Here is a 12,395-nt window from a genome sequence, read left to right on the forward strand (position 1 = left end):
CCCTCCCCAGCCAGTTTAGCCAGGACTTCGCAGCGCAACTGGAAGTCTTAATCGAGGAAAAACCCCCGGTGGTGAGTTTTCATTTCGACATCGTTTCTGCCCAGACCCTGAGGCGCCTGCACCAGGCAGGGTGCCAGGTAATCGGCGCCGCTACCAACGTGGCAGAAGCCACTGCCTGGGAACGAGCCGGGGCCGACTATGTCTGCGCCCAGGGGGCCGAGGCCGGGGGGCACCGGGGCACCTTTATTGGCCCCATTGAGCACTCCATGACCGGCACCCTGGCCCTGGTGCCCCAGGTCGCAGATGCAGTGAAAATCCCGGTGATTGCCGCAGGGGGCATTATGGATGGGCGGGGGATTGCCGCCGCCCTGCTGCTGGGGGCCGCCGCAGTTCAGATGGGAACCGCCTTTCTCACCTGCCCGGAGTCGGGTATCCATCCCCTCTACAGACAGGCTTTGTTGCAGGCTCAGGCCGATACCACCGTTGTCACCCGTGCCTTTTCGGGACGGCCTGCTCGAGGTTTGCGCAATGCCTTTATAGAGCGCATGCACCCCTACGAAGCACTGGTGCCGCCCTATCCCATCCAGAATGCCCTCACGGGCGAGATTCGCCAGGCTGCCGCTAAAGCCGACCGGCTCGAGTTCATGTCGCTGTGGGCCGGACAGGCGGCGAGCCTTTGCCGCAGCCTGCCCGCTGCTGAATTGGTGCAGACTCTGATGCAGGAGACCCGTGTGTCCCTGCGCCAGGTGCAGAGGGACCTCGAATTATGAACAAGCTTTTTTACGGCTGGATGGTGGTGGCGGTGGCGGTGATTGCCACCCTGATCGCTGCGGGCAACCGCTCGGTGCCGGGGGCGATGATTCAACCCTTGCACGATAGCACCGGCTGGGCCATCCAGAGCATCGCCTTTGCCACCGCGATTGGCCTGGTACTGTTCGGGCTGGGGGCGCCCCTCAGCGGCTACCTGATGGATCGCTTTGGCCCCAGGCGCATCACCCTCTTTGGGCTGGGTTTGATGGCTGTCAGTATGGCTCTGAGCGCCCTGATGACCCAGATCTGGCAGCTCAACCTGGTCTGGGGGTTGCTGAGCGGGGTAGCGACGGGTGTGGTGGGCGGGATACTGGGTGCAACCGTGGCCAACCGCTGGTTCATCCAGCACCGGGGTCTGGTTACCGGCATTTTTGGTGCCGCCGCCTCGGCGGGGCAGCTCCTCTTCATCCCGGCCCTGGTCTTCTGGGCCAGCGGCCTGGGCTGGCGCGAGGCAAGCTGGATTATGGCGGCTGTGTCGCTGCTGGCGGTTTTGCCAGTGTTCTTCTTTATGAAAGACAGCCCGGCGGAGGTCGGGCTGCGGGCTTTTGGTGCGGCCCCCGGCTCGGCCCCGATGAAGATTACTGCCGATCCCGGCATCATGGGCAGAGCGCTGCGTTCCCCCACCTTCTGGCTGCTGGCCATCACCTTCTTCATCTGCGGGGCCACCTCCAACGGCCTGATTGGGGTGCACTTTATCCCCTATGCGGTCTCGTGCGGCCTGACCCCTACCACCGCCTCGGGCATTCTGGCAGTAATGGGGGCCATGAACTTTGTGGGTACCCTGGCCTCGGGCTATCTGACCGACCGCCACGACCCCCGCGTGCTGCTGTGCATCTACTACGGATTCCGGGGCCTTTCGCTCTTGTTCTTGCCCTTCGCCACCACCCCCGAGACCCTGATCTTGTTCGCCGTATTGTTCGGTCTGGACTATATTGCCACGGTGCCCCCCACCGTAGCGCTGGTGGCCGACCACTTCGGACGGCAGAACGTGGGTACCGTCTATGGCTGGGTCTTTGCGGCCCACCAACTCGGTGCTGCCGGGGCCGCCTGGGCCGGTGGAGCCGCCCGCGATGCACTGGGCGAGTACAACCTGGCTTTCCTGGTGGCCGGGATGATAGGGCTCGCGGCTGCTTTGCTATCGCTTGGCATCCACCGGTCTCCCAGGCTAGCTGCGGCCCAGGGCTAGGGCGTTTTTCAAGTAGACTGCGTCGCTAGTTGATATAAAAACCGGTTCCAGATTCCGTGAAGGGGAGCGCCTTCCAGGGCAACCGCCCTGAAGAACACATAACGCTGGTGTAACGGAAGCCCTGCTACCCTTGCAAAGCCTGCATAGTCCTGCGTAGCCCTGGCCCTTGCCGGGGTGGTCGAGTTAATGCAAGCCGAAGAGGAGCAGTGTATGGCAAAAACCAGGTCACAGAAGAGCGTGCAGAGCCATTTTGATCGGTCTATAGCCCAGCTCAGCCCCAGTCTGCAACGCGAGATGCGGGAACTCCGCAAACAGGAAGCCAGGATCCTCAAGCTGCTGAGCGATCCCAAAAAAGCCGAGCAGTATCTGTCCCACCCGCTCCAGTTGCTGCAATCCGGAGGGATCGAGGTGCCCACCTTGCTTAAGCGGCGGTTACAGCAATTCGACCCCAACCTGGCGCAACATCTAAGCCGCCAGACCTATGCCCTGCCCAACGGCCAGGCCATCACCGCCCACATCCGGGTGCGCTTTACCCGGGGGCCCAGGGAGGGTTCTGATGCCAGGTAGTCAGACCCAACGCTTTGATGCTGTGATGGAGTTTACCGAGCAAAGCGTCAACGATGTGATCTCCACCTTTTTTGACTCGGGCGGCCTGCTGTCCAGTTTCTTGAACGCAGTGGGTCTGGGCTCGGCAGAGGGGGCCTTTTCGCTGGATATGCTGTTTGACCGGCCCAGCGATGTGCCGTTGCCCAGTGGGGCCAGCAACCTTATTGACCTGCGCTTTGATATTGGCGCGGATGGAAGCCTGGGGCAACTGCGGGCGGTGGCGGGGCTCAACATGAACCGCACCACCTCGAGCGACTTTGATATTGCCGAAGTGGATTTCCGCAACCAGTTGCACTTTACGGGCTTCACCGCCGGGAGCATCCCCATTCCACTGCTGCCCAATTTGTTTGCCAACTTCCTGCGCAACCAGGTGGGGGCTATTCCGCTCTTTCCGGTTCCGGTTAAGCGGGCCGCCACCGACCCTGCCGACCTGCCCACCCGGGGAGATATTCGCATCATTGACGACATCTCTGCTGCCGACCGCGATGCGCTGGCGATCATGCTCACGTTTGCCGGGGGTAGTGCGGGCAATGCCGCGGGCCTGCAGCACTTTATCAATCCGGGCGAAACCGGGGCTATTGCCCTTTTCTTTCGCTGGCTGGCGCGGATTCTCAGGCCCAGGGTGGCCAGCGCCCTCCAGACCAGCGAGTCTAACTTCGACATTGGCGACGATTTTCTACGGCTCAACCGCACCATCCCGGTTTCGGGGGGCGGCGAGACCGCCGACCTGACCAGACTCGAGCTGCGCCTGCGGGATGGCTTCATCGAACTGAAGGGCGAAATTGCCAAGTCGGGCTTTTGCTATGACGCCACCGGCAAAATTGCAGGCCGCATCTGTGCCAAGGTGGTGGGTGGTGAACTGGTGTTCAAAGCCGAGATTGACAACCCCGATGTGGACATTGACATTCCCTGGTACTGCTGGCTGGGGGCAGCCGCGATCGGGGCCATCGCCGGGGGGCTGGTGGGGGTGCTGGTGGGGGCCGTGGTGGGTGCGGTGGGCGGAGCGGTCGTGGGCGGTGTGGTGGGTGGGGCCGTGGTGGGGGGCATTGTGGGGGCCATCCTGATTGGCATCCTGGTGCCGGTGCTGCTGGCCATCGCCGAGAACGTGATCGAAACCACGGTAGAAGGTATTGCTGGAAACCTGGCCGACAAGCTCCGACAAGACCTCCAGGTTCCCGCCATTGGCCTGAACCTGATCTTCCAGCGGGTTTTTATTGATGATGTAGCCATCAACTTCGATGCCAGGCCCATTGAGAAAGTGCCGATTCGGGCCTCGGGGGTGCTCGAGGTGCGCAACGGGCAGTTGATTGACCTCGACAACGGCCAGGTGGGTTCGGAAAGCATGGGCAGCGCCGACCTGGAGTGGCGCGGCAGCGGTTTTGGCCGCCAGCTTCGCACCCGCTGTGGAGCGCGGCTGGCCCGCACCGGCCTCCAGGATCTGGCGGGCATTTTGCGCTGGAAACTCTATCCCTTCCCCTACGCGGATGCCACGGTTCCCTTGCACGAATTGGCCATTCCGTTGCCCTTTCCCGACCTGCCCTTTTTGCCGGAGTCGCAAAAGTACCTCGAGACCCGCCTGGTGTATGCCCTCAAGACCGCCGAGGGCCGCTACAGCGTGGTGCAGGTGAGCGAGGTCTTCGATGATCGCATCCGCTTGAACTACAAAACCTACGAAAAACCCCTGCCCTCAGTGCAACTCGCGGGCGAGTTTGCCTGCGATGGGTGGCAGATACCCGAGGTGGTGGCCGACCTGGAAAACATCCGCTTCGAGGCGACCCCACGCGCCAACCTGCGTTTTCAGCCGGCCAGGGCCGCCCACCCTGCCCTGGCGCGGCTGGGGCGCTGGAGAAGAACGGTCACTCGCCAGACCTCCCGAACCGGCCATTTCCGGGCCACAGTGGAGAACTTTAGTGGAACCCTCAGTTACCACTGGCATGTAGCCGGAACCGACCTGCTGAAAAAACAGGGCAGTCTGGATATAGGCGGTCAGAAGGCTACTTTCCAGGTTGACCGGGATCACCTGATTCTGACCCTGCAAAACCAGAAATTGCCCAAGGCGCTGGAATTCCTGGTCAAGGTGACCGTAAACGATAAGGCCGGGAATGCCGTGAGCGCCTCCAAATGCGTCCGGTTTACGCCGTTCTGTAAGAGCGAGGTGGGTGTGATTCCGGTGTTTGATCTGCAGGTGAATACTTTCCACCAGCACTTTTCGGTGGTGCGGCTGCCGCTGGCGACCCTCCAGCCCGCCGCGGAACCTCCCGAAAAACAGCCTTCCAGGGTTTCCAGCCGCAGGCGGAAGTAAAGCGGGTTTACCCTGTCTCCCCCGCCTGGATTTCCGGGTGGGGGAGACGTTCTTTGCTTTCCACGATCAGTGCCTGGGCGGAGGTTCTTACCAGAGTGCTTCATACCAATGGCCTGCTCAGGCCGTAGGCTTCCAGCATCCGAAACATCAGCTCGCGGGTTTCTTCGTCGTCGGCGTAGTTCACGCTGTCGCTGGAAATCACCAGCACCGGCGAGAGGTCGTAGGCCCCAATCCAGGCTTCGTAGAGACGATTGAGCGAGGCCAGGTATTCGGGTGGGATGGTTTGCTCGTAGTCCCGCCCCCGGCGGGCGATGTGGGCTTGCAGGGTTTCGACCGAGGCGCGTACATAGATCAGCAGATCGGGCTTGCGCAGCGCCGGCGCAATGCCGTCGAAGAGGGCCAGGTAGGTTCGCCAGTCACGCTCGGAGAGATGGCCCTCGAGCCACAGGTTCTGGGCGAAGATAAAGGCATCCTCGAAGATGGTGCGATCCTGCACCACGTGCCGGGCCGGGTTGATCTGCTCGAGATGCTGCCCCAGCCGTTTGGCCAGGAAGAACACCTGCGATTGGAAGGCCCAGCGCCCCATATCCGCGTAGAAATCGGCCAGATAGGGGTTTTCGTCCACGGCCTCGTAGACCGGCCAAAGCCCGTAGCGTTCGGCCAGCAGTCCAGTCAGGGTGGATTTGCCAGAGCCAATATTGCCTGCAATAGCGATGTACATAGCGGTCAAGCGTCCAGGCCTCGAGGGCTACAAGTAGGGGGTCTCAGATGGGTTCTAGGACGGGTCATTTAGACTGGCCGCGTCCAGTGTCTTGCTGCGTGCATTGCTGCTTGCCGCTTTGGTTTCCAGCCGTTCGTGCACATGTCGCACCACCCAGTCGCGGTCGGCCTCGCGCTCGGCGAAGTTGAACTCCTGGGTGTCAATGATCCACAGCGGGTGGGGGTAGGTGGCGAAGTGGCGCTCGTAGAACTCACCCAGCCGGGCCAGGTACTCGGGGTCAATCTGCTTCTCGAAGACCCGGCCCCGGCGGCGGATGCGCTCAAAAATGACGGACAGCGGCGCACGCAGGTAGATGGTCAGGTCGGGTGTGGGAATCCTGGGCGCAAGGTTGGAATAGAGATCGTTGTACAGATCCCACTCGGCCCCGGAGAGGTTCATGGCGGCAAAAATTGCATCCTTGTCAAAGAGGTAGTCGGCTACCACCCCCCCCGCAAACAGGCTGGGCTGCGAGAGGGGCAGCAGTTGTTTGTACCTCGAGAGCAGGAAGAATACCTGCACCTTGAAGCCATAGCGAATGGGGTCTTGATAAAACATCGGCAGAAAGGGGTTATCCTCCACCACCTCATGCAAACTCTCGGCCCCCAACCGCTGGGCAATTAAGCTGGCCAGGGTGGTCTTGCCCACCCCAATCACACCCTCGATGGCTACATACATCTGCTTAAGGCTAAGAGCTAAACGCCCAAAGCGGAAGTCTTGACAGGTGGACACCAAAGGCTCAAGGCCAAAAAGACTTTGATTTCTGGCCTTCAGCTTGTGGCCAGAACCGGCATCGGGCTATGCCTGGAACCAGGGGTTTGGGAGGGGTGTGAGCGACAAGCCAGGGGTCAGTGTGGTTTGTGGCTCAACACGGGTGTTAGACCCGCGACGCCGGGCTTCCGACCGGCGCGTCAGCGCCGTGCAATCATGGTTACCGTCACCTCCAGCCGCCGCCCGTTGCGCCAGACAGTGAGACTGACCCGGTCGCCAGGGCGGAAGCGGGCAATGGTCTGGGTTACTTCGCTGGCATTGCGCATGGTGCGCCCTCCCACGGCCAGGATAATATCTCCCAGACTAACCAATTTACCGCGCTGGTCGCGCTGAGCGGGGCGAAGGCCAGCCCGTGCTGCCGGGCCGCCGGGTTGCACCTTTTCGATCATGGCCCCTCGAGTGGACAGCAAGCCCACCCGCCCCAGCAGGATGGGGTCGAGTTCTCCCAGGTCGAGCAGGGTAGCGCCCAGATTGCCGCGCTGGGGCACCCCGAAGCGCTCGAGGTCGCCCACGCTTTGTTGCACCAAAACACCCGGAATCGCTACCCCCACCCCCCCTACGCCGCTGAGGTCGCCCAGGGTGGCGTTGGCCACGCCAACCACGCGGCCCTGCAAGTCGAGTACTGGGCCGCCGGAGTTGCCTTGCACGATGCGGGCGTCGGTAAAGAGCAGGTCTCCAATCTCCGAGCCGATCTCGGGATCGAGGTCATTTTTTTCAGCAGCGGTGGGGCCAGCCCCGGCCAGGATGCCGTACGATGACAAATTGCGCTGACCGAAGGGGCTGCCAATCACCACCAGCCCCATCCCGACCGGTAGATTTTGCGAAGCGCCGAAGGAGAGCTGGGCGGGGGCAGTCACGCCCTGGACGGTCAGGATGGCGATATCAATGCCCTTGTCCACCGCGAACACCTGGGCCGGGAAGGAGCGCCCGTCGAAGAGCTGCACGCTGATGTCGCGCAGATCCTGCACCACGTGGTAGTTGGTGATAATGCGGCTGGGCGCGTAGAAAAAGCCCGACCCGTTGGTGGGGCCTTCGTTGCCTGTCTGGGGGTCACGCAGGATGCCAGAAATCTTGACCACCGCCGGCAAGGCCCGGCGAATCACCTCCACCCGGGCCACCTCCTCGGGCGTCGTGAGGCGGGGCGCCTGGGCGAAAGCCTGGCTCAGGGCCAGCAGGATCATAAGAGCAAACATGCGCATCATCAGCAAACCTTTCTCATTCTCATATGCCGATGGTGAGTAATCAATAGCAGTTCCTCAGAAGACCTCAAAAGTGGGGTTTTACTACTCGGGAACAAATTTTTGTTGATAAAAAAGACCCTTTTGGATGTTCAAGAAACCTTAATCTGGCTGCCTATGCTGCGCCTTATGGAGGTTGTCAAACCCGTGAGGCCCATCGGTCCTGCTGCACGGCTACGGACATAGTACCCCGCGATATGCCGTGCTGGATGTGGCAACAAGCATACCTGGAAACCCCTACATAACCTCTGGAGCCTGCAAACCCAACAGCTCCAACCCCTGCTTGAGCGTCTGTCGCAAGGCCTTGACCAGTTCCAGCCGCACGCCACGCAATCCCTCGGGAGCAGTCAGTACCGGGGTGGCGGGCCTGCCATCGGGGGTTTTGGCGTTGTAGAAGCTGCTCCAGGCAGCAGCCAGCTCGAGCAGATACTGGGCCAGGATGTGCGGGGCTTTGTTACGAGCAGCATCCTGCAGTACCTCGGGGAAGCGCAGGAGGTGCTTGGCCAGAGCAACTTCGTGGGATGTGGTCAGGGAAAAATCGGTTCTTTCGCTCGAGACGCCCTGCTCTTCAGCTTTACGCAGAATCGAGCCCGCACGGGCGTAGGCATACTGAATGTAGGGGCCGGTGTCGCCCTCGAAGCTCAGGGCCTGGTCGTAGCGAAAGTCAATCTGCTTCCTGGCCTCGGTTTTGATCATGGCGAAGCGCACCGCCCCCACCCCGATCTGCTCGGCGGCCTCCTGGGGGCTGGGGTGGTCGGGGTTTTTCTCGGCAATCACTGCCCGTACGCGCTGCACCGCTTCGTCCAGCACCTCGTCCACCGAGACCACAATGCCCTTGCGACCCGACATCTGCTTGCCTTCCAGCAGCACGGTTTCGTAGGCCAGGTGGAAGCAGCGCTCGGCCAGGTCGTGCCGCCCCTCGACCTCGAGCGAAGCCTGGACTACCCGCAGCGCATGGCTCTGGCGGGCATCCACCACATTGATGGTCTCGCTGGCCCCGCCAAAAGGCATGGGAAGGCCCTCGGGGTGGGTGCTGTAGAGCCTGGTTCCACTGGGCTGGGTGTCGTATTCCTGGAACTTAATACCCTCCAGAATCCCCATTTTCCAGAACTGGAGGCCGATGTCCTTGGCGGTGTAGGTGGAGGTTCCGTTGGAGCGAATCAGCACCAGGTAGGGGTCTTCCAGACCGGGAATAAAAGCGCTGGTGTCCATTACGAAAGCCCCGGCGTACTTGCCCTCGCGGGGGCGCGAGACATAAGGCGAGCCTTCCAGCGCTTTCATGGCCTTCGCCAAAAGCCCCTCACGCACAATGTCCGACTCCCACACCAGGGCGTTGTACTCGGCCCCCAGGCGGTAGATGGTCTGAAGCTGCGAGCGCAAAATCTTGTCCACCTCGAGCCGCAACCCGCCTTCTTCCAGACGGTGCAAAGTCTTCTGCACGCCCTGCTCGATAGCCACTTTTTTATCTGGATCTTCCATCTCCTGGTGCAGCCGCACATAGGCGTCGCCAACCCAGTGGTCATACTTACCATAGCCCTCCGGGCTGCCCAGGCCGAAGTATTCCAGCGCATACAGGCTCTCGGCGGCCTGCCGCCCGGTGTCGTCAATGTAGTTCATCACCTCGAGGTTGCGCCCGGCAAAGCGCAGAATCCGGGCCAGCGAGTCGCCCAGGCAGATGTTGCGCAGATGTCCCACATGTAGCTCTTTGTTGGGGTTGACCGAGGTGTGCTCCAGGAGCACCTTGCCCGCAGTTTGGGGGAAGGGCTGGATGGGCTCGAGGGCGGCCTGAACCAGAAAGGCAGGCTCGAGTTCGAAGTTGAGGTAGCCCCCGGCCACAAAGGTACGCCTGACCCAGGCCGGTAGCTGGATGTTTTGCACCAGGTCGGCGGCAATTTGTGGTGGAGCCTTGCGAAGCGCGCGGGCCAAACCCATGGCGACGGGGGTGCCGTAGTCGCCTTCCTTGCCAGCCGGGGTTTCCTGCACAATGATTTCGGGCAATTCCTGGAGGCCCAGGACTCCCAGAGCCTGGACGATGGCTTCTTTGAGGTGGGACTTGATGTCGGGACGTAGCTCTAACACCGCAATAGGATAGCAGTTTGGCGGAGCCTCGACCTATAGCCCAACCACGTGTATCCTAGGGGAAAGCCAGAGGCGCGATGCTCGACCCTACCCGTATCACCAAACCGGTGAGGTACTCCTCGCCGTTGGAGGGTCAGACCTCGCTGCGGATCCGCTCGAGGCGCCTGGAGGGGTGGAGTAAACCCGAATGCAACGATCAGCAGTTCGCCTGCCACCCACTTTTTGAGCGGGATCCAGTGCGCGGGATAGCGCACTTCGTGGCCTGCTCGATCCCTGACCAAACCAGACCCCCGCACCGGGCGCAGGCCTTTACGGGTCTCTTTCGGGAGGCCGAGCGGGAAGGGCTTAGACCGAGACTATCTCGAGGGTACCTGAAAGTACATCACGTTACTGGAGCCAGTTTGGGGGATGACTCTCCCTTGTTATCATGGATGCCCTCCACCCGGTTCGCCATGAACAGGTCAGATCCAGGTCGGCAAATCTCCCCCATGGGAGCAAACTTTGACTTAAGGCATGGACTCTTTCTTCTCAGGGGTGGTTAAATAGGGGTAATGAGGTGGATATGAGGCGAACATGCGAGGGTTCATTATGCGAAACTGGCTGATGGGGGGAGGTGTCCTGCTGGTGGCAGCGCTCTTTTTGGGATTGATGGCCGGTGCTGGAGCCTTCACCGCCGATCGCGCCCACGCACTTTCCTATCTTTCTGACGATCCCAAAGCATGCGTGAACTGTCACGTCATGCGTGAGGCACACACTTCGTGGGAACGCTCGAGCCACCGCAATGTAGCCAAGTGTGTTGACTGTCACCTGCCCCACGATACCGTGGGTAAGTGGACGGGTAAAGCCGTGGACGGCTGGAACCACTCGGTAGCTTTCACCCTGCAAAACTTTCACGAACCCATCCAGATAAAGCCGCGTGGCCTGAAGATTGTGGAGCAGAGTTGCGTGAACTGCCACCGCAATTTTGTTAGCGGGATTGTGCAAGCCCATACCGGTTTTGTTGCCGCCCGCGCCAACCTGCAAGCTAAGAGCAGCGGCCTGGGCTGCCTGCACTGCCACAGCGATGTAGGTCACGGGCAGTAGGGGGATGTTTATGAATAAACGATGGTTATGGATCGGCGCTGCAGTGGCGGTTCTGGCTGCACTGGGAACCTTTGGCCTTCTGGCTCTGCTGAGCAATATCGGCTTACGGCAGGCCGAGGCGCAGGAGGTAGCATTCAGGGTGGTCGAAATCACCGAGGACACCCATGACGCCTCGGTCTGGGGCCAGAACTTCCCCTTACAGTATGATACTTTCATTCGTACGGTAGATATCGAGCGCACCCGCTTCGGCGGATCGGAGAACATCCAGAAGCTGGACAAATACCCCCATCTTCGCGTTCTGTGGGATGGGTTCCCGTTCGCGGTGGATTTCCGTGAAGAGCGGGGCCACCATTTCATGCTCTACGATCAGCGCCAGACCGAGCGGGTGCATCAGTTCAAGCAGCCGGGCTCCTGCCTCAACTGCCACTCAAGTGTAATCGAGGCCTATCGCACGGCTGCGGTGCAGGCTGGCCTGCCTGCCGATAAGATCCACACCGAGGAGGCACTCTGGAAGGGTTTTGAGGCCATCAATGCGATGCCCTGGACAGAAGCCAACAAACTGGTTAAAAACCCCATCTCCTGCATTGACTGCCACGATCCCAAGACCATGGCCGTGCGGATAACCCGTCCTGCCTTCAAGGTTGGCATCCAGGAGCTGGCCAAATCCAAGGATCCCGTGCCACATCTGCCCAGCATTGAACGCTGGCGGGCTGGCGACCGCAGGATACCCTATGATGCCAACCGCGATGCTAGCCGGCACGAGATGCGCTCGCTGGTCTGTGCTCAGTGTCACGTTGAGTACCACTTCGACAAGCCGCCTACCCGCACCCTGATCTTCCCCTGGCGGCACGGTCTGAAGGTCGAACATGCCCTCCAGTACTTTGACGAGATCGGCTGGAGAGACTGGGTACACAAGCGCTCTGGGGCCGAGGTAATGAAGATTCAGCACCCCGAGTTTGAGCTGTGGTCACAAGGCCCGCACTCCAACGTGGCCTGTGCCGACTGCCACATGCCCTATGAGCGCGTGGGTGCGGTCAAGATCACCAACCACCATGCCCGCAGTCCCATGCTCAACATCGCCCAGAGCTGCCAGACCTGCCACAACATCTCGGAAGATGAACTGCTGAAGCGGGTGGAAACCATCCAGGTGCGCACCGACAAGCTTCAGGAGCAGGCCAAGCAGGCAACAGTTGACCTGATTGAAGCCATCGTCAAGGCTAAGGACGCCGGAGCCAGCGACGAAGCCCTCAAGCAGGCCCGCACCCTTCAGCGTTCCGCACAGTTTAAGGTGGACTGGGTATTCTCGGAAAACTCTCGAGGTTTCCATGCGCCCCAGGAGGCCGCCCGCATCCTGGGTGAGTCCATTGACGAGGCTAGAAGAGGTGTTCTTGAAGCCTACCGGGCCGAGGTCGCAGCCAGGCAGTAGCCCCGATCCAGGCAGTCAAAACCCCCGCCATGCTGCGGGGGTTTTGAGGTATCGGCGAGATCAGGCAGGCGTTAGCTCCACCACCCGATCCACCAGGGCCAGCCAGCTTTTGTCGTGGGTAGCGATTACTACCCCCC

The 12,395-nt window shown here is 61.0% G+C and carries 10 protein-coding genes; 6 read left to right on the forward strand and 4 right to left on the reverse strand.

The genetic code is table 11. From position 1 onward, the window contains the following. From Q0288_RS01460 to Q0288_RS01475, 4 genes are all read left to right on the forward strand, one after another. Window positions 1–770: nitronate monooxygenase (locus Q0288_RS01460; RefSeq protein WP_299426055.1), on the forward strand; the 770-nt coding region annotated here is incomplete at its 5' end. After that, entirely contained in the window at window positions 767–1,996 is a 1,230-nt protein-coding gene (locus Q0288_RS01465) for an MFS transporter (RefSeq protein ID WP_299426058.1), read from the forward strand. The genes Q0288_RS01460 and Q0288_RS01465, both read left to right, overlap by 4 nt. A 210-nt stretch (window positions 1,997–2,206) precedes the next feature. Then, entirely contained in the window at window positions 2,207–2,563 is a 357-nt protein-coding gene (locus Q0288_RS01470) for a hypothetical protein (protein ID WP_299426061.1), read from the forward strand. Continuing rightward, entirely contained in the window at window positions 2,553–4,904 is a 2,352-nt protein-coding gene (locus Q0288_RS01475) for a hypothetical protein (RefSeq protein WP_299426064.1), read from the forward strand. Before Q0288_RS01470 ends, Q0288_RS01475 begins: the two co-directional genes overlap by 11 nt. Before the next feature lie 100 nt (window positions 4,905–5,004). Here Q0288_RS01475 and Q0288_RS01480 read toward each other — a convergent pair whose 3' ends face one another. From Q0288_RS01480 to Q0288_RS01495, 4 genes are all read right to left on the reverse strand, one after another. Beyond that, window positions 5,005–5,625 carry a deoxynucleoside kinase gene (locus Q0288_RS01480; protein WP_299426067.1) on the reverse strand — a complete coding sequence of 207 codons (621 nt, stop codon included), beginning with the start codon at window positions 5,623–5,625 and terminating at the stop codon, window positions 5,005–5,007. A 54-nt stretch (window positions 5,626–5,679) separates the two neighbouring features. Then, window positions 5,680–6,339 carry a deoxynucleoside kinase gene (locus tag Q0288_RS01485; protein WP_299426078.1) on the reverse strand — a complete coding sequence of 220 codons (660 nt, stop codon included), beginning with the start codon at window positions 6,337–6,339 and terminating at the stop codon, window positions 5,680–5,682. A gap of 233 nt (window positions 6,340–6,572) precedes the next feature. Next, a complete protein-coding gene (locus tag Q0288_RS01490) occupies window positions 6,573–7,631 on the reverse strand; it encodes a trypsin-like peptidase domain-containing protein (protein ID WP_299426081.1) in 1,059 nt (352 codons plus the stop codon). A gap of 276 nt (window positions 7,632–7,907) precedes the next feature. Next, the gene (locus Q0288_RS01495) at window positions 7,908–9,749 is read right to left on the reverse strand and encodes an arginine--tRNA ligase (protein WP_299426070.1); all 1,842 of its coding nucleotides are present in this window, start codon (window positions 9,747–9,749) and stop codon (window positions 7,908–7,910) included. Window positions 9,750–10,322: 573 nt separating this feature from the next. On the opposite strand from Q0288_RS01495, the gene nrfH reads away from it, so the two are divergent. Together nrfH and Q0288_RS01505 are read left to right on the forward strand one after the other, a co-directional pair. Continuing rightward, window positions 10,323–10,832 carry a cytochrome c nitrite reductase small subunit gene (nrfH, locus tag Q0288_RS01500; RefSeq protein WP_299426073.1) on the forward strand — a complete coding sequence of 170 codons (510 nt, stop codon included), beginning with the start codon at window positions 10,323–10,325 and terminating at the stop codon, window positions 10,830–10,832. A 10-nt stretch (window positions 10,833–10,842) separates the two neighbouring features. Next, on the forward strand, window positions 10,843–12,258 hold the full coding sequence (locus tag Q0288_RS01505) for an ammonia-forming cytochrome c nitrite reductase subunit c552 (RefSeq protein ID WP_299426076.1): 1,416 nt from the start codon (window positions 10,843–10,845) through the stop codon (window positions 12,256–12,258). The last annotated feature ends 137 nt before the right edge of the window (window positions 12,259–12,395 follow it).

The organism is uncultured Meiothermus sp., from assembly GCF_937863175.1.
In the GTDB taxonomy this organism is placed as follows: domain Bacteria; phylum Deinococcota; class Deinococci; order Deinococcales; family Thermaceae; genus Meiothermus.

Coding starts and splice junctions, on each gene's coding strand:
- Q0288_RS01465 (WP_299426058.1), top strand. CDS start 767: ATGAACAAGCTTTTTTACGGCTGGATGGTGGTGGCGGTGGCGGTGATT.
- Q0288_RS01470 (WP_299426061.1), top strand. CDS start 2,207: ATGGCAAAAACCAGGTCACAGAAGAGCGTGCAGAGCCATTTTGATCGG.
- Q0288_RS01475 (WP_299426064.1), top strand. CDS start 2,553: ATGCCAGGTAGTCAGACCCAACGCTTTGATGCTGTGATGGAGTTTACC.
- Q0288_RS01480 (WP_299426067.1), bottom strand. CDS start 5,625: ATGTACATCGCTATTGCAGGCAATATTGGCTCTGGCAAATCCACCCTG.
- Q0288_RS01485 (WP_299426078.1), bottom strand. CDS start 6,339: ATGTATGTAGCCATCGAGGGTGTGATTGGGGTGGGCAAGACCACCCTG.
- Q0288_RS01490 (WP_299426081.1), bottom strand. CDS start 7,631: ATGCGCATGTTTGCTCTTATGATCCTGCTGGCCCTGAGCCAGGCTTTC.
- nrfH (WP_299426073.1), top strand. CDS start 10,323: ATGCGAGGGTTCATTATGCGAAACTGGCTGATGGGGGGAGGTGTCCTG.
- Q0288_RS01505 (WP_299426076.1), top strand. CDS start 10,843: ATGAATAAACGATGGTTATGGATCGGCGCTGCAGTGGCGGTTCTGGCT.